This is a genomic window from Archangium sp. (genome assembly GCF_057119385.1).
In genome coordinates, this window is the sequence record NZ_DBNGVP010000180.1 from 40,722 (window position 1) to 59,562 (window position 18,841).

Annotated in this window: 17 protein-coding genes; 14 read left to right on the top strand and 3 right to left on the bottom strand. The window is 69.1% G+C overall.

Annotation, left to right across the window (positions count from 1 at the left end):
- Positions 1-12 precede the first annotated feature (12 nt).
- The 3 genes from AC16DP_RS42110 to AC16DP_RS42120 all read left to right on the top strand — a co-directional run bounded on the left by AC16DP_RS42110 (position 13) and on the right by AC16DP_RS42120 (position 3,180).
- The gene (locus AC16DP_RS42110; protein WP_329732215.1) at positions 13-621 is read left to right on the top strand and encodes a hypothetical protein; all 609 of its coding nucleotides are present in this window, start codon (positions 13-15) and stop codon (positions 619-621) included.
- 88 nt (positions 622-709) lie between these two features.
- Positions 710-2,188, top strand: coding sequence for a hypothetical protein (locus tag AC16DP_RS42115; RefSeq protein WP_329732214.1), 1,479 nt, complete (start codon positions 710-712; stop codon positions 2,186-2,188).
- Between the two features lie 20 nt (positions 2,189-2,208).
- Positions 2,209-3,180, top strand: a complete 972-nt coding sequence (locus AC16DP_RS42120) for a HEAT repeat domain-containing protein (RefSeq protein ID WP_329732213.1) — start codon at positions 2,209-2,211, stop codon at positions 3,178-3,180.
- A 78-nt stretch (positions 3,181-3,258) separates the two neighbouring features.
- Here AC16DP_RS42120 and AC16DP_RS42125 read toward each other — a convergent pair whose 3' ends face one another.
- Positions 3,259-3,723: a nuclear transport factor 2 family protein gene (locus tag AC16DP_RS42125; RefSeq protein ID WP_329732212.1), complete on the bottom strand. Its 465-nt coding sequence runs from the start codon at positions 3,721-3,723 to the stop codon at positions 3,259-3,261.
- A gap of 145 nt (positions 3,724-3,868) precedes the next feature.
- Between AC16DP_RS42125 and AC16DP_RS42130 the strand changes: the two genes are divergently transcribed.
- The 6 genes from AC16DP_RS42130 to AC16DP_RS42155 all read left to right on the top strand — a co-directional run bounded on the left by AC16DP_RS42130 (position 3,869) and on the right by AC16DP_RS42155 (position 8,232).
- Positions 3,869-4,480, top strand: coding sequence for an aspartyl/asparaginyl beta-hydroxylase domain-containing protein (locus AC16DP_RS42130; protein WP_329732211.1), 612 nt, complete (start codon positions 3,869-3,871; stop codon positions 4,478-4,480).
- Positions 4,470-4,676: a Nif11-like leader peptide family natural product precursor gene (locus tag AC16DP_RS42135; RefSeq protein WP_329732210.1), complete on the top strand. Its 207-nt coding sequence runs from the start codon at positions 4,470-4,472 to the stop codon at positions 4,674-4,676. The genes AC16DP_RS42130 and AC16DP_RS42135 overlap by 11 nt, the downstream gene beginning before the upstream one ends.
- Positions 4,673-5,677, top strand: coding sequence for a sulfotransferase family protein (locus AC16DP_RS42140; protein WP_329732209.1), 1,005 nt, complete (start codon positions 4,673-4,675; stop codon positions 5,675-5,677). The genes AC16DP_RS42135 and AC16DP_RS42140 overlap by 4 nt, the downstream gene beginning before the upstream one ends.
- 7 nt (positions 5,678-5,684) lie before the next feature.
- Positions 5,685-6,410, top strand: coding sequence for a hypothetical protein (locus tag AC16DP_RS42145; protein ID WP_329732208.1), 726 nt, complete (start codon positions 5,685-5,687; stop codon positions 6,408-6,410).
- Positions 6,411-6,540: 130 nt separating this feature from the next.
- On the top strand, positions 6,541-7,260 hold the full coding sequence (locus AC16DP_RS42150; protein ID WP_329732322.1) for a methyltransferase family protein: 720 nt from the start codon (positions 6,541-6,543) through the stop codon (positions 7,258-7,260).
- A 72-nt stretch (positions 7,261-7,332) separates the two neighbouring features.
- A complete protein-coding gene (locus AC16DP_RS42155; protein WP_329732207.1) occupies positions 7,333-8,232 on the top strand; it encodes a 1,4-dihydroxy-2-naphthoyl-CoA synthase in 900 nt (299 codons plus the stop codon).
- On the opposite strand, the gene AC16DP_RS42160 is transcribed toward AC16DP_RS42155, so the two are convergent.
- Complete coding sequence (locus AC16DP_RS42160; protein WP_329732206.1) at positions 8,226-8,846, bottom strand: hypothetical protein; 621 nt, start codon at positions 8,844-8,846, stop codon at positions 8,226-8,228. The two genes, AC16DP_RS42155 and AC16DP_RS42160, sit on opposite strands and share 7 nt — an antisense overlap.
- A 207-nt stretch (positions 8,847-9,053) precedes the next feature.
- Between AC16DP_RS42160 and AC16DP_RS42165 the strand changes: the two genes are divergently transcribed.
- From AC16DP_RS42165 to AC16DP_RS42180, 4 genes are all read left to right on the top strand, one after another.
- Positions 9,054-11,786 (top strand): ATP-binding protein, encoded by a 2,733-nt coding sequence (locus AC16DP_RS42165; protein ID WP_329732205.1) that lies wholly within the window; start codon positions 9,054-9,056, stop codon positions 11,784-11,786.
- A gap of 108 nt (positions 11,787-11,894) precedes the next feature.
- Positions 11,895-12,911: an SCO family protein gene (locus tag AC16DP_RS42170; RefSeq protein ID WP_329732204.1), complete on the top strand. Its 1,017-nt coding sequence runs from the start codon at positions 11,895-11,897 to the stop codon at positions 12,909-12,911.
- A gap of 15 nt (positions 12,912-12,926) precedes the next feature.
- Positions 12,927-13,829: a c-type cytochrome gene (locus AC16DP_RS42175; protein ID WP_329732203.1), complete on the top strand. Its 903-nt coding sequence runs from the start codon at positions 12,927-12,929 to the stop codon at positions 13,827-13,829.
- A 2-nt stretch (positions 13,830-13,831) separates the two neighbouring features.
- Positions 13,832-15,601 carry a multicopper oxidase domain-containing protein gene (locus AC16DP_RS42180; protein ID WP_329732202.1) on the top strand — a complete coding sequence of 590 codons (1,770 nt, stop codon included), beginning with the start codon at positions 13,832-13,834 and terminating at the stop codon, positions 15,599-15,601.
- Positions 15,602-15,725: 124 nt separating this feature from the next.
- On the opposite strand, the gene asnS is transcribed toward AC16DP_RS42180, so the two are convergent.
- Positions 15,726-17,126 (bottom strand): asparagine--tRNA ligase, encoded by a 1,401-nt coding sequence (asnS, locus tag AC16DP_RS42185; protein ID WP_329732201.1) that lies wholly within the window; start codon positions 17,124-17,126, stop codon positions 15,726-15,728.
- Positions 17,127-17,310: 184 nt separating this feature from the next.
- Between asnS and AC16DP_RS42190 the strand changes: the two genes are divergently transcribed.
- Positions 17,311-18,840 carry an amino acid permease gene (locus AC16DP_RS42190; protein WP_329732200.1) on the top strand — a complete coding sequence of 510 codons (1,530 nt, stop codon included), beginning with the start codon at positions 17,311-17,313 and terminating at the stop codon, positions 18,838-18,840.
- Position 18,841 lies beyond the last annotated feature (1 nt).

The window sequence follows — 18,841 nt, forward strand, 5'->3', positions numbered from 1 at the left end:
CTGGAGGATGCGATGAAGGAGTTCCTGTTGCTGAACTACATGAAGATGGCGGCGCAGGAGCTCCAGGGTGTCGCCCAGATCCTGCGCCAGCCGCGGCCCACCGACGCGCGGTTCCCGCGCAGCGTCTACCAGCACGAGGGGGGCGACCGGCTGATGGAGTTCGTGGCCCTCCAGGAGCTCTCCGGACTCGGGGAGCTGCTGGGCGACGCCTCGTGGCGGGAGACCGAGTCACTCGTCCGGCCCCGCCTGGCCGTGGACTACCGCCGGCAGATTCACGTGTTGAGCGACGTGGTGAAGCCGCCGGCGTCACCGGTGCCGGGCGGGGACAGACTGCAGCTCACCCGCGCGGAGATCGCGCCGCGGAAGCTCGGCGAGTACCACGCCTGGCGCCGCGACGCCTTCTTCCCGCACGTGCGGGCGCAGGAGCACGTGGAAGGCTTCACGGCCTACCATTCCGTGCTCAGCACCGAGCCCGGCACCCTGTTCCTGGCGCAGTTCTCGTGCTCCTTCGAGGAGTACCTGGAGAGCCAGAAGGCCCCCGCCTACCAGGAGCTCACCCGTCACGCCGCCAGCCACTACGTCCTCGGCGCGGTGGCGACGTCCCACTGGACGCGGCTCTGAGTCGACCTTCCACGACTGGGGCGGGAGAGACACGAAACTGGGACAGGCTCACCCCTTCGAGGCCTTGGCCAGGGCATGATTCCGAAGCATGAGCAGAGCCCATGTAGCGCTCCGGCTGATCCTGGTCTTGACTGTCGCGTTCCTGTCCAGCGCGTGCGCCAGCTCGCGGGCGCTCATCGACCCAAGAGGAGCACGGCAGGCCACCGACACTCCGCATGGTGGCGCCCACACCATCGGGCCTCGCCAATCCCAGGGGCGCGTCATCGAGCAGCAAGCGCCTATGGGACCCGCTCCGTTTCAGTTGCTGCCAGTTGGCCTCCGCCAGCTCCCCGATAGTCGCTGGCAGTTCTTCTTCCCTCGTCATCCGCTCAACCCCACCCTCGAGGTGCTGAGCCTGGAAGAGGTGCGCCCCTTCCTCGCCGTCTTCGCACACCTCGGAGCGCAATCCCGCCCTCGACTGCATCTGCTGGAGTTGTCCGGAGCGGGCAGCCCCGGACAGGGCACTGTTTCGCCATGGGAATCACGGCTGCGCGAGGAGTTCCTCTCCCACGTCGGCCCCCCGCTGATACCTCTCCCCGAGTCCCTGACATCCAGCCGCCTCTTCCTCGCCCTCCAACTCTCCACCCGCTACATGAACGAAGGCATCCGTGAGGCCGCCATCGCGCTCTTCACCTCCCCCGCCTTCGTCCTCAGCGTCTGCCTCTCCATTGTGGTGTACTTCGCCGCCTGGCTGGCGCCCGAGCCGCTGTTCTCGAAGGCCTTCGCAGCGACACTCACCCTGCGCCTCTCCATGGCGGTAGGCCTGATCGAACTGGGCCATGTGGCTCTGGCCTGCTTGCGCCTGTACCAAGAGACAGAAGCCGCTTCTACGCCCCAGGAATTGGAAGCGGCCTCCGCGCGCTTCGGCAGGTCCATGGGCGGCACGTACCTGCGAGTGCTGGTGACGGTAGCGTCCCTGGGAGTGGCCAGGCTCATTCCCCAGGTACCCGAGGGCGGAATCTGGCGACTCCTGCCCACGGTGACCCCCGAAGGGCTCGTGATCCTGGAGCAATCCGTCTCCACCGCCCAGGTCGTGGCGGATGGTTCCCTGATTGTCTCCGGCGTGGCCACGGGCACCGTCACCTGCTCCAGTCTCGCTCTTTGCGCGACAAATGCCTCAGCAGGTGACTCCAGCGGCACACCCACGCTCTCCACCCGCTACGGCAACCCCCACACCCGGCAGAACCCGACGCATAACGAGGCCATCGAGAAGGAACTGGCCTCCCGGGAAGCGGCCGGGCATACGAATCTGAGGAAGGACAGGGTTCAGAGGAACGCAGCAGGCAAGCGCGTTTATGATGAAGCACCCGTGAGAGATGTTCGTTTCCGGAGACCCGATGCCTCCTCGGTGCGTCCGGATGGCGTTCGGCACAACACCAACTACGTCTCCAACACTCAGGACCTGAAGCGTGAGTTGGAGGCTTTCGAATCCATGAAGCGGGCGGACCCGGACGCCATTCTCGAGCTGTATATGCTCGACGGAACGCTGGTGAGAAGGTACGTCCCTCCCGGCGTAAGCTTTCCGTAGGAAGAAGACCTGGGCGAGACATGGCGCAGAAGGACGATGTCACGCAGTGGCGGAGCGAGTTCCTCGCTGCATTCAACGAGGGCGATGAGACCCGGACACGAGCGCTGGTGTCCCAGCTCGGCGTGCGCCAGGCCCGACCCTTGTTGGCGGCCATGCTGGAGGACCCCGATGCAACCGTACGTCAGGCAGCGGCATTCGGCCTGGGCGAGTCGGGCGGTGCCGCCAGCGCCAAGCGCCTCGAGCACCAGCTCACCATGGAGGAAGCACGGGGGGACCACGATGGCGCCACGGTCGTAGAGGCCATCACACAAGCGCTGGGACGCATCAAGGGAGCAAGTGCGCGGGCGAGCCTGACACGCAGACTGGATCGGCTGATCGCCGCTGGCCAACCAGAGCCCGCGGATTTGAATGACGTGGCCTGCGCGCTGTGGCGCAAACGGCACCAGGACCTGATTCCTGTCGTCCGACAGGCGCTAGCGGAACTTGCTCCTTCAAAGCCAACGGCCTTGCACGGCCTGCTCGTGTTGCTGGAGAAGTCCCCGGAAGAACTTCGTGCCTGGGCCTCCGATGACTCCGTTCCCATCGAGATCAAGAGCGAGGTGCTCACGGTACTCATCGAGGAGATACCCGAGACGCTTGTCTCCACCCTGCCCGCCTTCATCTCATCGGCATGGCCCCTGGTGGACACAGCCGTGAAGCGCAAAGGTACGGCCTCGGGCTACTGTGTGGATTTGTTCTCCCTGCTCCTCTCGAGCCCAGAGCGGTTCCTCCCCATGCTCCCGGAAGCAGACCTCACCAGGTTACGCGACATGGCCCGGAGATTGGTCGCAGCGACATCCTCTCTCAAGTGCTCGCTGCAAGCGGCCGTCCTGCTCGAGCACCTGGGCCACACAGAGGATGCAGCGCTTCTCGAAGCGCACCGGCCAACAGATCCCACCCTGGCCAAGGTCTTCGAAGATGCGGCCCTTGTGCTACGTGGACGATCCGTTTGAGCGCCTCCAAGACGCCCGGCAAGTCCAAAGCGCCACGCCCCGCACACGAACGCGGGGCGTGGCGCCGAGTACGCCGACTCAGGACTTGCAGGCCTCGAGGTAGCCCGCGGAGTCCTCGTAGAAGTGGTACTCGAGGATCTTCCCGTCCTTGACGATGATCTTCAGCGCCCAGTCACTGGCATAGGGCTTGCCCGTGGTGCGGATGTTGTGCACGAAGGCGCCGCTCGCGTACGCGACGTTGCCCTCGCCGATGACGTGCTCCACCGAGAAGGCCTTCGTGTCGAAGTTCTTCCCGAGGTTCATCACGAACGCCTTGGCGCCCTCCTTGCCGGAATACGAGCCGTGGAGCTGGCTGTCCTTCCGTTCCCCCTTGCGCACCGCGACGATGACGCTGTCGGGGTGGAAGGAGTTGATGACACCGTCGGCGTCGCCCTTGCCAAATGCTTCGAAGAAACCCTTCAACACCTCCGCGGCGCTCTTCCGGGTGTCGATATTCGTGACGGTGTCATTCGCGGCGGTACTGCTCGTGGCGGTATTGCTCATGGTCTTGCGCCCCTTCGGGGTGAGTTCGTCGTTCCTGCACCCTGGCCGAGTCCTCTGGCGCCGGATGTGACTCCTGCCTTGACGAACAATGACCGGAGCGGACTGCTGAGCAACCGTCTGCTGGGCCGCCAGGGTGGAAGAAGGCATGATGGGGACAATGGACTCGAGGGACACCGTACCGGACAGCCTGCGGTTGCCGTTGCGCTTCGATGCGCGGCGCCTGCGGGAGGACGTGGAGCGCCTGGCCCCGGAGGAATGGGTGGCCCACTTCAACACGCAAACCTACGAGGGCGAGTGGAGTGGCGTGGCGTTGCGTGCGGTGGGAGGTGTCGCCGGGCGGTTGTACCCGGACCCCGCCGCGAGTGAGCCCTTCGCGGATACGCCCGTGCTGGAGCGCTGCCCCGGGGTCCGCGAGGTGCTCTCCGCCTTCGCCTGCCGGATCGAGTCGGTCCGGTTCCTCAAGCTGGCCGCCGGGGCCCGCATCCGCGAGCACCGCGACTACCGGCTCGGTTACGAGGACGGTGAAGTCCGGCTCCACATCCCCGTGGTGACCCATGAGAGCGTGGGCTTCTTCCTGTCCGGCCAGCGCGTCCCCATGGGCGAGGGCGAGTGCTGGTACCTGAACGTCAACCAGCCACACCGGGTGGAGAACACCGGACCGGTGGACCGCATCCACCTGGTGCTGGACTGCGTGCTCGATGACTGGCTGCGGGCGCTCTTCGCGCGCGCGGTGCGGGAGGCCGCCCATGCCGCGTGAGGCCTTCGAGCGCTTTCGTGCCCTCGTCCTGGGAGAGCCGGAGCTGCAGGGACAGCTCCGGGACGTCCGGGACCCGGCGGCCTTCCTGGAGCTCGTCGTGAGGTTGGGCGGGGAGCGGGGCTGTCACTTCACCTCCGAGGAGGTGCGGGCCGTCTGGCAGGAGGCTCGCCACGCCTGGTACGAGCGGTGGCCATGACACTGGAGCCAACGCTGCTGGCCGAGTGGATTCCCCTCCGCGTCCACGCGCGCGAGGACCGGTTCATCGTGGAGTGGTGCCACCTGGGTGGCGAGCGCTTCACCGAGCCCTTCTTCGACGACACGATTCAACGGCGGCTCCGCTACCCCTTCAACTGGTTGTTCCGCCACCAGACGTCACTCGACGAACTGGCCGAGTTGGAGGCGAAAAGCCCCGGGCTGGCCCCCACGGGGCTCATCTTCCACATGTCGCGCTGTGGCTCGACGCTGCTGGCGCAGACGCTGGCGGCCCTGCCTCGCAACGTCATGCTCTCCGAGCCGGCGCCCGTGGACACGGTGCTGCGCGCCCGGTGGGGGGAAGCGACGCCCACGGAGGAACAGCGCATCGCGTGGTTGCGCGCCATGGTGGGCGTGCTCGGGCAGAAGCGCCATGCGCCCGAGCGGCACCTGTTCATCAAGTTCGATGCGTGGGCCCTGCTGCAATGGCCGCTGATCGAGCGCGCCTTCCCGGGTGTGCCGTGGCTCTTCCTGTACCGGGATCCCGTGGAGGTGATGGCCTCGCATCTGCGCCACAGCGGTGCCCATATGGTGCCCGGCGTGCTCGAGCCCGCGCTGCTGGGATGGAGCCCGGAGCAGCTCCCCGGCATGCCTCGCGAGGAGTACGGCGCCCGCGTCCTGGCCTCCCTCTGTGAGGCCGCCCTGGGGGCCTGGGAGTCCCGGCGTGGGCCCGCGCGGCTCGTGGAATACCGCGAGCTTCCCGCGGGGATTCCCTCCCTGTACTCGGAGCTCTTCGGTCTGGAGCTGTCGGGTGAGGAGCTCGCGGTGATGCGCGAGGCCATGGGGAGGGATGCCAAGAACCCCGTCGTGCCCTTCGAGGACGATTCCGCGATGAAGCAGCGGGCGTTGACCGGTCCGGCCCGTGAAGCCGTGGAGCGGTGGGTGCGTCCCCTGTACGCACGGCTGGAGGCGGCCCGGCGCGAGACGCCTGGATTTGGACTATAAAGTGGCCATGAGCCCTGCTCGTCCGGCGATCATGTCCGTGGTGGTGCTGCTCGCGTTGCTGTCGGCCTGTGGAGGCGGAGGGCCGTCGGTGGACGGTTACTTCGCGACGCTGCCTCCCGGCACTCCCCTGCCCTCCGGAGCCGAGTGCGCCGGACGGGTGCGGCGCTCCTCGTGGGAGCCGCGTCCCGGGAACGCCACGGCCAACCAGACGCGGGGCCAGCCCGGCGTGCGCATCGACGGGGCCAGCGACGAGTTCAACGCACAGTACTCGGGACGGGTCGACGGCGACTTCACCGGCACCACGGATGAGATCATCCAATGGGGCGCGTGCAAGTGGGGCCTGGACGAGGACATCGTGCGCGCGGTGGCGGTGGTGGAGAGCGGGTGGCGGCAGGACGAGCTGGGAGAGGACTGGTCCACCTTCGGCATCATGCAGGTGAGGAGCTCGGTGCACGCGGGCACCTACCCGTACACGAAGGACAGCACGGCCTACGGCATCGACTACGCGCTGGCCTGGCGGCGCGCCTGCTACGAGGGCGACTTCACCTGGATGAACAGCCCGTACAAGAGCGGCGGCTACGGCAAGGGTGACGAGTGGGGCTGCGTCGGCGCCTGGTTCTCGGGCGACTGGTACGACGGCGACGAGAGCGTGCCCTACAGCGGCGCGAAGCCCTACATCAAGCTGGTCAAACAGCGGCTCGCCGAGCGCACCTGGACGCGGGCGGACTTCTAGAGCGGAGCGGTCCGTCCTCCTGGCGGCCCGGCCGCCCGCCCTACTTCCGAGGGAGCCTCCCTCCTTCACGAGGGCTCCCACATGCGTGGCCTCCTCGGACATGATGCGCGCATTCCCAGGAGAAGCCGTGATGCAGCAAAGCCCCGCAATCCCCCCTGAAGTCGCCGCCGAGAAGAAGAGAGCCCTGCCCCAGTCGTTGGTGGTGACCCTCAGCCTGATCGCCATGGGCGCCCTGCTCTTCCTCTCCGCGGGCCGGCTCGACTGGAAGGAGGGCTGGGTGTTCGCGGGGCTCATCGTCTTCAGCCTCGTGGCCAACGCCTACGGCACGCGCGTGCTCAACCCCGTGTTGAACCAGGAGCGGTGGAAGGAGCGCGAGGACACCAAGCCCTTCGACCGGCGCATCACCCACACCTACCTGGCCATGCTGCTGACGATGACGGTGGTGGCGGGGCTCGACACCGGGCGCTACGGCTGGTCGGCGCTGCCCGCGTGGTGCATGCCCGTGGGCGTGGTGCTGCACGTGCTGGGGCAGGTCCCCATCCTGTGGTCCTTCGCCGCCAACCCGCACCTGGAGACGACGGTGCGCGTGCAGAAGGACCGCGACCACCAGGTCATCAGCACCGGCCCCTACCGCTTCGTGCGCCACCCCATGTACCTCGGGCTGCTGATGATGCTGGTGGCCTGGCCGCTCGTCTTCGGCTCGCTGTGGGCGTACGTGCCCGCGGGCATCGCCATGGCCGCGTTCATCCTCCGCACCGCGCTCGAGGACCGCACCCTCCAGCGCGAGCTCCCCGGCTACACCGAGTACACGCGGCGCACCCGCTACCGGCTCGTCCCCGGCATCTGGTAGCGCCGGACGGGCGTCGATTGACGCTCGGGGCGGGCGTCACTAGGGTCGCGGCCCCTTCCAGGAGTCACGACCATGACCGTTTCCGCCCTCTTCAATCCCGCGCGCTGGCGCGAGGTGGAAGGCTTCAAGTTCGACGACATCACCTACCACCGCTCCGTGGAGCACGGCACGGTGCGCGTCGCCTTCAACCGGCCCGAGGTGCGCAACGCCTTCCGGCCCAAGACGGTGGACGAGCTGTACACCGCGCTGGAGCACGCCCGCGTGACGACCGACGTGGGCTGCGTGCTCATCACCGGCAACGGCCCCTCGCCCAAGGACGGCGGCTGGGCGTTCTGCTCGGGCGGAGACCAGCGCATCCGCGGCAAGGACGGCTACAAGTACGAGGGTGACGCGGCCAACAAGCCCGACGTGGGCCGCATGGGCCGGCTGCACATCCTCGAGGTGCAGCGGCTCATCCGCTTCATGCCGAAGATCGTCATCGCCGTGGTGCCCGGCTGGGCGGCGGGTGGCGGGCACAGCCTGCACGTGGTGTGCGACATGACGCTGGCCAGCAAGGAGCACGCCATGTTCAAGCAGACGGATGCGGACGTGGCGAGCTTCGACAGCGGCTACGGCTCGGCGCTGCTGGCGCGGCAGGTGGGCCAGAAGAAGGCGCGGGAGATCTTCTTCCTGGGCCTGGAGTATACGGCGGACCAGGCCGCCGCCATGGGCGCCATCAACGCGTCCGTGCCGCACGCGCAGCTCGAGGACACCGCGCTGGAGTGGGCGCGGATCATCAACGAGAAGAGCCCCACGGCCATGCGCATGCTGAAGTACGGCTTCAACCTGCCCGACGACGGCATGGTGGGCCAGCAGCTCTTCGCGGGCGAGGCGACGCGGCTCGCCTACGGCACCGACGAGGCCCAGGAGGGCCGCGACGCCTTCCTGGAGAAGCGCGAGAAGAACTACAAGCGCTTCCCCTGGCACTACTGAGCCGGCCAGGTGGCGGGAGGACCCAGCTCCAATGACGTGGTGCCGGTCCTCCCGCAGCGGTCCGCCGCATACACCTGGATGCGGCGGCTCTCCGTGAGCGTCCAGTTGCTCACGAGGACGAGCATGCCCGAGACGCTCACGGCTCCGCCCTCCTGGGCCACGAAGCGCCGCGGATCGCTCACCAGCCGCTCGTCGAGCCCCATGGTCTCCGGAGCCAGACAGTCGCCCGCTGGCGAGCAGCGCTGGCGCTGAAGCACGAACTTCACACTCAGGCCGGGAAACTCGAGTGCCGGGTTGGCCACGCGCACGCCGAGAATCACGTGCGTGCCGCCTTGGGGGCCGTGGTACAGCACCGGCTCCTGGCCGGGCTCGAGCGGGAGGAAGTTCGTTCCATCCCCCTCGCCCAGCTTCAGCTCCAGGGTCCCGGTGAGCTTGCAGGCCGGATCCTTGTCGATCGTCCCATTCCCATACGGGTCATACACATACGTGCCCGCGTTGCCGGGCTCGGGAGGCGTGGGGCAACCCGTCACCAGGCTCGCCAGGACGAGCACCCGTCCCACCCGCCGCGCGCCGTGGGCCCTCGTCTCACATCCATTCCTTCGAACCGGCTTCATGCCACCTCTCTTGTCGAGCGGCGCAGCGTACTCCCCGCCAGAAGTTTGCAGCCAGGGCGGCTGACGTGTTCGCCATCCGCTTCGCGTGTTCTCCGAAGGAGCACATCCCCGTTCCCCGGGGAGTGGACAGCGGCGGGCGGGAGACCCACCTTGCTCGAATCCTGAGAAACAACTCTCCACCGAGGAAGCCAGCGCACCAGAGCGGACATGCTTCACCTGCGTATCCACGCCAAGCTACTGGTCGCGTTCATCATCGTGCTCCTGCCGGTGCTGGGACTGCTGTTCGTGGACCTGCTGTCGGACCTGGAGCGGACGCAGGAGGACATCCTCGACGTCCAGTTCATGACGGCCCAGGCCGTGGCCGGGCAGGCCTCCGAGACGCTGGATGCCGCCATCAGCTTCGGTTGGGCCGTGTCCAAGGATCCGCTGCTACAGACCCTGGATCCGAAACAGTTGGACCCCCACCTGAAGGAGCTGGCCGCGCAGAGTCCGCTCTATGACTCCGTGGCCGTCTTCGATGCCACGGGCCTCAACCGCGGCTGGAGCAACCCCACCGTGCCGGACGAGCCCCGGCTCTGGATAGGCGATCGTCCGTACTTCCAGAAGGTGCTGGCCACCAACGCCCCGGTCATCTCCGAGGTGCTCGAGCTGCGGCGTCCCATCCGCACGGGCCTGCTGGTGAGCACGCCCATCCGGGGAGCGGACGGGCAGCCGATCGCCGTCTTCAACGTGGTGCTGCGCACGGATCTGCTGGAGCAGCGCTACGCGGGCGCGCGGCTCCAGCCGGGGCAGTCCCTCTTCCTCGCGGACCAGAACGGCCGGCTGGCCTTCCACACGGGCATGCCCGAGCTGTCCTTCGAGGAGAGCAACGCCTTCGCCCGCTTCGAGCCCCTGCGGACGGCGCTGCGCGGCACGCCCTCGCGGCTCGCCCGGTTCACCAGCCCGCTCCAGGGCGACGAGCGCCTGGGGGCCTTCGTTCCGGTGCCGCGCTACCCGTGGGCGGTGGGCGTGACGATCCCCACCCGGGTGGCCATGGCGCCGCTCCACGAGCGGGCACACGCGCGGCTCGCGGCCTTTGGCGGCATCCTGCTGCTCAACATCGCGCTGGCCGCGATGCTGGCGCGATTCTTCACCCGTCCCGTGCGGCAGCTGCGCAGTGCCTCGCAGGCGCTGGGGCGCGGGGAGATGGGGCGGCGCGTCCAGATCTCCACGGGCGATGAGCTGGAGGAGCTCGGCACCGCCTTCAACGAGATGGCGGCCCACCTCGCCCGGCGCCAGGTGGAGGTGGAGGCCCTGCGCGTGCAGGCCGAGCACCAGGCCCAGCAGCTCGCCGCCATCATCGCCAGCGTGCCGGATGCCATCTTCCTCACCACCCCGGAGGGACGGCTGGTGGACGCCAACCCCGCGGGCCTTCGGCTGCTCGGGCTCGGGGAGCGCTCGGAGCTTGGAGGCTCGGCGGCGGGAGCCCTGCTGCTCCAGGACGTGCGGCATCCGGACGGACGTCCCATGGCGCCGCACGAGCTGCCCATCCGCCGCGCCCTGGCCGGAGAGACGTTCACCGACGTGGAGGTGCTGCTGCGCGGCCGGGATGGGCAGGATCGCCTGCTCAGCGTGCACGGCGCACCGGTGCGGGATGCGTCCGGACAGCTCCTCCTCGGCGAGGTGGTGGTGCGCGACATCACCCGGCGCCGGAAGGAGGAGCGGGAGCTGTCGCGGATGTTCGAGCGGGAGCTGGCGCTGTCGCGCATCGGGCAGGCGCTCGTCAGCGAGATGGAGCTGGAGCGGATCGCCCGCGTGGTCATCGAGCAGAGCCTCCATGCCCTGGCGGCGGATGGCATCGGGCTGTGGCTGGCGGATCCGGAGCGGGAGGAGCTGTCGCTGATCAGCTCGCACCAGCTGACGGTGGCGGTGGTGGACGGGCTGCGCCGCATTCCGTTCGACGCCCCCCTGCTCACCGCGAAGGCCGCCCGGGAGGAGCGCATCCAGGTGGTCGAGGACGTGCTGGAGGGAGGCGCCCCCGCGCGCTCGGGGTGGCTGGCGCGGGAGGGAGGCTACCGCGGAATCGTGGCGGTACCGCTGCACGCCCACGAGCGGTTGGTCGGGGTCATGTCCTACTTCACGCGGGAGCCCCGCCCCGTCTCCACCCGGGCGCTGGAGTTCCACGCCATGGTGGGCCGGCTGTTCGCCGTGGCCATCGAGAAGGCCCGCCTGTTCCAGGAGCTGCGCGCGGCCCTGCGGCTGCGCGAGGAGTTCATGTCGGCGGCGGCCCACGAGCTGAAAACGCCGGTGACATCCATCCAGACGTGGGCGGAGCTGCTGCTCAACCTGGAGGTGCTCACGCCCCGGCAGCAGAAGGGACTCCACATCATCGCGCGCAACTCGCGGCGGATCTCCCGGCTGGTGGAGCACCTGTTCGCGGCGGTGCGGATGGCGCCCGGGCCCCCGAAGCTGGAGCGCCAGCGGTTCGAGCTGCACGCGTTGGTGAAGGAGCAGGCGGAGAAGTTCGCCCGCACCACGGAGAATCCCATCCGCATCGAGGCGATGGAGGAGCTCGTCATCCACGCCGAGCGCCAGCTGTTGGGCGAGGTGGTGACCCACCTGCTGGAGAACGCCGTGCGGTATTCGCCTCCGGGCGGGCCGGTGGAGCTCCGGGTGGAGCGCATCGGCGGCGAGGCGGTGGTGTCCGTGCATGACCACGGGCCGGGGATTCCACCGGAGCGCCAGCCCCATGTCTTCGAGCCGCTCTATGAGCCGCTGCCTCCCGGGGCCCCGGGCTATACGGGCGTGGTGTACCTGGGGCTGCACCTGAGCCGGCAGATCATCGAGGCGCATGGAGGCCGCATCTGGCTGGAGAGCCACCCGGGCGAGGGCTCCACGTTCTGCTTCAGCCTCCCGCTGAGCCCCGCCTCGACCGAGGAGGACTCCCACACGTACAGCTGAGGTGCCTCCGCGCGAATTCCGACAGGAGCCTCGTCCTCCAGGGGGGCTCGCCGCCGGGGCTCCACCCCCTTAACTCAGCCCCTTGGCTGCCCGGCCGGGAGGCGCGCGATGGGAGGACGCAGGGTCCAGGGGACGAGGGGATGGGCGCGGAGGCTGCTGCCAGCACTGGCCGCCGTGCTGCTCGTGACGGGTTGCCGCAAGGAGCGGGGCGAGGACTTCGCGGTGGTGCCCGTGCGGCCCGCTCCGGCCCTGGAAGCGCCCCGGGCCTCGGGCGGGGTGTTCCGGCTGAGCGAGCAACGGGGCAAGGTGGTGCTGCTGTCCTTCGGCTACACGGCCTGCCCGGACGTGTGCCCCACCACGCTGTCGCAGTTGCAGCGCCTCCACACGCGGCTGGGCGAGGCCGCGCGAGACGTGGAGGTCGTCTTCGTCTCGGTGGACCCCGAGCGCGACAGCGCGCAGCAGCTGGAAACGTACGTGCACGCCTTCAACCCGCGCTTCACGGGCCTGCGGCTGGAACCGGAGGCCCTCGCACCGATGCTGGCCGCCTGGCGCGTCACCGCCACCCGCCGCTACCCGGACACCGCGCGCTACCGCGAGCACCCCTTCACCGGAGACCTCCCGTACACGATGGACCACACCGGGGCCTTCTTCCTCGTCGACAAGGCGGGCGCGTTGCGCGCGCGCATGCCGTACACCGTGTCCGTCGAGCGGCTGCAGCAGGAGGTCGAGCGGCTCCTCTCGGAGGAAGGGACGCCCGCCGCCGGGGTGCGGGTGGAGAAGGCCCGCGCACGGCTGACACCGGCTCGCGTCGGGGCCGTGTATCTCACGCTGGTGAATACGAGCGGGCGGGAGGATCGGCTCGTCTCCGCCGAGTCCACCACCGCCGCGAGGGTGGAGCTGCACGAGGTCATCGCGCAGGGGGAGTTGCTGCAGATGCACCCGAGGCCCGAGGGCTTCGTGGTGCCCGCGAAGGGCCGTGTCGAGCTGGCCCCCGGGGGCAAGCACCTCATGCTGTATGCCCTCCAGGACTCGCCCGCGAGCCTGCCGCTCACCCTGCACTTCGAGAAGGCGGGCACCGTCCAACTCACCGTCCCCGTCTCCGCACCCGGCGCGGACGAGCCGTAGTCACGCGGGGACACCATGATTCCCCCTTTGGACAGGAGCACCCGTCAGCTCGGATGGAACGGCACGCGGTGGGTGGTGTGCGGGCTCGCGCTGCTGGCCATGCTCGCCGGAGGTGCTCTGGCGCTCCAGGCCCGGGCCACCCAGCCTCGGAGGGAGACCGAGCTGAGCGGGCTGCGTCTGCGCCTGGAGCGAGCCGTCTGGCTGCACGAGCCGACGGACCATGGGGATACGGCCACCCTGCCCTCCCTGCCCGGAGCTCCGGCTCCCGGACAGCGCCGCCTCACCGTGGAGCTCACCGTCTTCAACCCCCGGCGACTCCCGAGTGACTTCACCCCCGGAGAGCTGCGGCTCACCGATGCGACGACGGGCTCGGAGTGGCGGCCCACGATGGGAGGCTCCGCCGCGTTCACCGTGCGGCCCTCGGAGGTGTCGTCCGTGACGCTGGGCTTCGATGTCCCGCGCACCTCCTCCGTCCTGCGGCTGGAGTGGGCACGCGGCTCGGAGCGCGCCCTCCTGCTCTCCACCCGGCGTCCGAAGAACCCCAACGAGGGCCCTCCTGGATGGCCCCGGCGCGTGGAGGAGCTTCCCCCGGGCAATGCCAGCGCGGGCTCGGCGCTCTTCCATGGACGGCTCGCCTGCGCCACCTGCCATGGCAATCCCGCCGAGCCGGAGGGCCACCGCATCGGACCGGCCCTGGCCAACTTCTCCCGGGTGGGCGCCACGCGCGTCGTGGGCATGAGCGCGGCGCAGTACGCCTATGAATCCCTGCTCAACCCGGGTGCCTTCATCGCCCCCGAGTGCTCCGGGCAAGGGCCCTGCGCCCAGACCCGCACCATGCCCCTGTACGGCGAGACGCTGTCGCCCCAGGAGATGGCGGATCTCATCAGCTACCTCGTGAACCCGCGGACCGGGGATTGAGCATGGCACGCAATGGGTGGAGGCTCGGCGTCCTCCTCACGCTCGGCTTGATGGGCTGGGAGGTGGGCCTGCTGTGGCTGCTCTCCGGAGGCTTCGGCCCGCGAGCGGACGCGCTGGGCTCGCGGCTCGCCTGGGACGCGGCGCTCCTGTTGCCCGTGGCCTGCGCGGCGGTGGGCTGCGCGCACTGGCTCTCCCGGCGCGGAGGCCAGGACAGGTCGACGGTGGAATCGGCCGCTACGCTGTCCGTGTGCTTCCTGCTGCTGCTGGTGCCCGTGGCCACCGGCCGGGGACTCATCCAGCGTGAGCTCGCGCGGACTCCGCCTCCGGCGGCCTCCGAGGGACAACCCGTGTCCGCGACACCCCAGGACGTGGGGGACGAGAGCCGCTTCCTCTGCGCGGCGGTCGCTCCGGACCTCTCCGCCTCTCCCGAGGATCCAGACGGTGGCTCGTTGGCCGAGGCCTCGTGGGCCGGTGTGCGGGATGCGCTGGTGCTTCAGGTGCCTGTCTTCCCTCTTGCGTTGCTGCTGCGCCGCCGTTCGAGGTCCGTCATCTCCGGTGCGCGTGCGGTCGTGTCACCCCTCGCGCTGCTGATCATGGTGGGCGCCTCCTGCGCATGGGAGTCGGATGGACGGCGCCCTGCCCCGGACGTGTCTGGACTCGCGGAGGGAGAAGGCGGCTGTGCTCCCGGGGCTCGTGTGAGGACGTACGCCGTGGCGGCCGTCCCGGTGGACCTCCCGCTCAATCCGCAGGGAGACCATGTACCCCGGGGCCTCATGTACCTCCTCGAGGAGGCGCGGCCCGCGCTCCAGGAACGGGAGCCACAGCCGCTGGTGCTGCGCGCCAATGCCGGCGAGTGCCTCGTGCTGCGCTTCACCAATCGACTGCCCACGGAGCCCGCGGCCCTGCGCATCGAGGGCCTGCGCGCCACGGTGAGAGGCCCGGAGGGAGGCTTCGTCCCCGGCACGTCCGTTCCACCTGGACAGAGCCTCACGTATGTCCTCGCGCTGCCCGAGGCGCCGGAGGCGGAGGGCGCCTACCTCCTGCATGACTCGGGGGACGGTGGCGAACGGGAGGCACGCGGGCTCTTCGGCGCCCTGCTGGTGGAGCCGGCGGGCTCCGTGTACCGCAGCACCGAGACGGGCGAGCCGCTCCGCGACGGCAGTGGCTGGGAGGCCCTCATCGACGTGCCCTCGGGCCAGGACTTCCGCGAGATGGCGCTGCTGTACCACGCCATGGGCCCACCGGAGGTCGCGGACGTGCGCTCCGCCCGAGGCGAGCCCCTGCCCTTGCAGGACGAGATGGCGGGCCCCTTCCGGCCCGGCGCATTCGGCATCAACTACCGCAGCCAGCCCCACTTCGAGCGGGAGGAGTCCCCCGACGACGAGGACGAGCGCTCCGAGTCACCCAGGCGGGTGGCGGCTCCGCTTCAGCTCCGCTCGTACCTGGGCGAGCCCATCAAGCTGCGCGTGCTGCACGCGGGGAGCGCGGAGTTCCACATCCACCACCTGCATGCGTGGCGCAGGGGCCAGCGGGCGAAACAGGCCCCCGCTTCTCCCTTCGAGGCGCCCCAGCTCTTGAGCCCGGGCAGTGGCCTCACCCTCGCCACCTCGGGCGCGGGAGACTTCCCCACCGCCGCGGGGGACTTCATCGTCCACTGCCACCTGCCCAACCACTCCGCCGGCGGTGAGCAGTTCTCCTGGCGCGTGTTCGACTCGCCCCAGCCCCGGCTCGCCCCGTTGCACGGGACTGGGAACACGGGGGCGCGGGACTGACGGACACACGGCGCTCGTCCCCGGATGGGAACACGGGGACGGATACCCTCACCCCGACCCTCTCCCGAGGGGAGAGGGAGGGATGCGCCGCGGAGTGGGGTTGACGGAGATGCGCAGTCGTGGCTCAGAACTGCGCCGAGCCCGGCACGCGCGGGTACGGGATCGCGTCGCGGATGTTCTGCAGGCCGCACATGTAGACGATCAGCCGCTCGAACCCGAGTCCGAACCCCGCATGCGGCACCGTGCCGTACCGCCGCAGATCCCGGTACCACTGGTAGTGCTCGGGCTTCAGGCCGAACTGCTGCATGCGCTTGTCCAGCATGTCCAGCCGCTCCTCGCGCTGGCTCCCGCCGATGATCTCCCCGATTCCCGGCGCCAGCACGTCCATCGCCGCCACCGTCTTCCCGTCCTCGTTCAGGCGCATGTAGAACGCCTTGATCTTCTCCGGGTAGTTCATCACCACCACCGGCCGGCCCACGTGCTCCTCCGTCAGGTAGCGCTCGTGCTCCGTCTGCAGATCGTTCCCCCACTCCGGCGTGTAATCGAACTTCTTCTTCGCCTTCTTCAGGATCTCGATCGCGTCCGTGTAGTCGATCCGCTCGAAGCTCGAGTTGATGAACTTCTCCATCCGCTCGATGACGCCCTTCTGCTGGCGCTCCTCGAAGAACTTCATGTCCGGGCCGCACTCGTTGAGCACCGCCTTGAAGACGTACTTGAGGAAGCGCTCGGCCAGGTTCGCGTCCTCGTTGAGGTCCGCGAAGGCGATCTCCGGCTCGATCATCCAGAACTCGGCCAGGTGCCGGGTGGTGTTCGAGTTCTCCGCGCGGAACGTGGGCCCGAACGTGTACACCTTGGACAGCGCCAGGCAGTAGGCCTCCACGTTCAGCTGGCCGGACACCGTGAGGTAGGCCTCCTTGCCGAAGAAGTCCTTGCTCCAGTCGATCTTCCCACCGTCCGTGCGAGGCGGGTTCACCGCGTCCAGCGTGGACACGCGGAACATCTGCCCGGCGCCCTCGGCGTCACTGGCGGTGATGATCGGCGTGTTCACCCAGAAGAAGCCCTCCTCGTGGAAGAAGCGGTGGATGGCCTGGGCCGCCGTGTGGCGCACGCGGGTGATGGCGCCGAACGTGTTGGTGCGCGGCCGCAGGTGGGCCACCTCGCGCAGGAACTCCAGCGTGTGCTGCTTGGGCTGGATGGGGTACGTGTCCGGGTCATCCACGAAGCCGAGCACCTTCACCTCCTCGGCCTGCACCTCGAAGGACTGGCCCTTGCCCTGGGACTTCACCAGCGTGCCCCGGCACACCACCGAGGCGCCCGCCGTCAGGTGCAGCACTTCCTTCTCGTAGTTGGGCAGCGTATTGGGCGCGACCACCTGGATCGGATCGAAGGTCGAGCCATCGGTGACGTTGACGAAGCTGATGCCCGCCTTCGAGTCCCGGCGCGTGCGCACCCAGCCGCGCACTTCCACCTTCGTGTCCGGTGCCATCGAACCATCCAGCGCCTTCTTCACACTGACGACCTGCATGACTGGCGTCCTTCCTCCGAAAAAGTCTCGCGGAACGCGGAGTTAGCCGCACCCTGGCCCGAGGACAAGTCCCATGAGCACCGGTCCGTGGTTTCCACCCCCCCTGCCCCCCCGGCAGCCAACGCATCGCGGCACGGACGGGGGGAGACCCGGCGGGTGGGATCGTGCTAATCCGCCCTTCCCCATGCGTTCCCTCTTCCAACGCAAGCAGATCGCCGACCTCGTCCCTGATTCCGAGGCCTCCGGCGGCCTGAAGCGCGCGCTCGGCACCGGCGACCTGGTCATGCTCTCCATCGGCGCGGTCATCGGCGCCGGCATCTTCTCCACGCTCGGCACCGCCGCCGCTGGCGAGACCCTGCCCACCGGAGAGGTGATCCGCTACGGCGCCGGCCCCGCCCTGGTGCTCTCCTTCCTGCTGCTCGGGGGCGTCTGCGCCCTGGCCGCGCTCTGCTACGCCGAGCTGGCCTCGATGATCCCCCAGGCCGGCAGCGCCTATGCCTACTCCTACGCGACGCTCGGGGAGCTCGTCGCGTGGATCATCGGGTGGGATCTCATCCTCGAGTACGCGGTGGGCAACGTGGCGGTGGCCATCGCCTGGGGCGGCTACTTCAACTCGCTCATCTCCCCCTGGGTGCAACTCCCCGGTTGGCTCACGCATGGCTACTACAACGTGCTCGCCAGCTCGGACCCCGCCATCCGCGCCCTGCTGGACACGGCGCCGCGCGTGCTCGGCATCCCCGTGCTGGTCAACCTGCCGGCCTTCCTCATCGTGATGGCCATCACCTGGCTGCTCGTCATCGGGGTGAAGGAGAGCACCCGGGTCAACAACGTCATGGTGGTGGTGAAGCTGCTGGTGCTCGCCGTCTTCATCGGCGTGGGCGCCCTGCACATCAACCCGGCCCACTACACGCCCTTCGCGCCCAACGGCTTCACCGGCATCCACCAGGCGGCGGCCATCGTCTTCTTCGCCTACATCGGCTTCGACGCCATCTCCACCGCCGCCGAGGAGACGAAGGATCCCCAGCGCACCATGCCGCGCGGCATCCTGCTCGGGCTGGCGGTGTGCACCCTCATCTACGTCATCGTCGGCGCGGTCGCGACGGGCCTCATCCCCTACTCTCAGCTCAAGTCGTCGGATCCGCTGGCCCACGCCTTCGAGGTGGCCGGGCTGACGCAGTTCAGCTGGCTCATCTCCCTGGGCGCCGTGGTCTCCATGGCGGCGGTGCTGCTCGTCTTCCAGTACGGCCAGCCGCGCATCTTCTACGCCATGGCGCGGGATGGGCTGCTGCCCCCGTGGGCGGCGAAGCTCCACCCCAAGTACCGCACCCCCCACGTCACCACGATCGCCACGGGGGTGCTGGTGGCGCTCGGCTCCCTGGTGGCCGATGACGCCGCGACCTACGATCTCACCAACATCGGCACGCTGTCCGCCTTCATGCTGGTGTGCCTGGGCGTCCCCATGCTGCGCCTGAAGGACCCGGACCGTCCGCGGCCCTTCAAGGTGCCCTTCGTGTGGCCGGTGTCCCTGGCCGGAGCCGGCGCCTGCCTCTTCGTCATGCAGGGCCTGCCCTCACACGCCTGGGTCCGCTTCGGCATCTGGCTCGCCATCGGCCTCGCGCTCTACTTCGCGTATGGCTACCGCAACTCCGTGCTCCGGCGCGGGGCACCGCCCGTGAACCTCGAGGGCAGCGCCCCGCCGAGCCCCAGCGTCTAGG

Bases quoted from the DNA above. Each gene is read 5' to 3' on its own strand.
- AC16DP_RS42110 (WP_329732215.1), top strand. From the start codon at position 13: ATGAAGGAGTTCCTGTTGCTGAACTACATGAAGATGGCGGCGCAGGAG.
- AC16DP_RS42115 (WP_329732214.1), top strand. From the start codon at position 710: ATGAGCAGAGCCCATGTAGCGCTCCGGCTGATCCTGGTCTTGACTGTC.
- AC16DP_RS42120 (WP_329732213.1), top strand. From the start codon at position 2,209: ATGGCGCAGAAGGACGATGTCACGCAGTGGCGGAGCGAGTTCCTCGCT.
- AC16DP_RS42125 (WP_329732212.1), bottom strand. From the start codon at position 3,723: ATGAGCAATACCGCCACGAGCAGTACCGCCGCGAATGACACCGTCACG.
- AC16DP_RS42130 (WP_329732211.1), top strand. From the start codon at position 3,869: ATGATGGGGACAATGGACTCGAGGGACACCGTACCGGACAGCCTGCGG.
- AC16DP_RS42135 (WP_329732210.1), top strand. From the start codon at position 4,470: ATGCCGCGTGAGGCCTTCGAGCGCTTTCGTGCCCTCGTCCTGGGAGAG.
- AC16DP_RS42140 (WP_329732209.1), top strand. From the start codon at position 4,673: ATGACACTGGAGCCAACGCTGCTGGCCGAGTGGATTCCCCTCCGCGTC.
- AC16DP_RS42145 (WP_329732208.1), top strand. From the start codon at position 5,685: ATGAGCCCTGCTCGTCCGGCGATCATGTCCGTGGTGGTGCTGCTCGCG.
- AC16DP_RS42150 (WP_329732322.1), top strand. From the start codon at position 6,541: ATGCAGCAAAGCCCCGCAATCCCCCCTGAAGTCGCCGCCGAGAAGAAG.
- AC16DP_RS42155 (WP_329732207.1), top strand. From the start codon at position 7,333: ATGACCGTTTCCGCCCTCTTCAATCCCGCGCGCTGGCGCGAGGTGGAA.
- AC16DP_RS42160 (WP_329732206.1), bottom strand. From the start codon at position 8,846: ATGAAGCCGGTTCGAAGGAATGGATGTGAGACGAGGGCCCACGGCGCG.
- AC16DP_RS42165 (WP_329732205.1), top strand. From the start codon at position 9,054: ATGCTTCACCTGCGTATCCACGCCAAGCTACTGGTCGCGTTCATCATC.
- AC16DP_RS42170 (WP_329732204.1), top strand. From the start codon at position 11,895: ATGGGAGGACGCAGGGTCCAGGGGACGAGGGGATGGGCGCGGAGGCTG.
- AC16DP_RS42175 (WP_329732203.1), top strand. From the start codon at position 12,927: ATGATTCCCCCTTTGGACAGGAGCACCCGTCAGCTCGGATGGAACGGC.
- AC16DP_RS42180 (WP_329732202.1), top strand. From the start codon at position 13,832: ATGGCACGCAATGGGTGGAGGCTCGGCGTCCTCCTCACGCTCGGCTTG.
- asnS (WP_329732201.1), bottom strand. From the start codon at position 17,126: ATGCAGGTCGTCAGTGTGAAGAAGGCGCTGGATGGTTCGATGGCACCG.
- AC16DP_RS42190 (WP_329732200.1), top strand. From the start codon at position 17,311: ATGCGTTCCCTCTTCCAACGCAAGCAGATCGCCGACCTCGTCCCTGAT.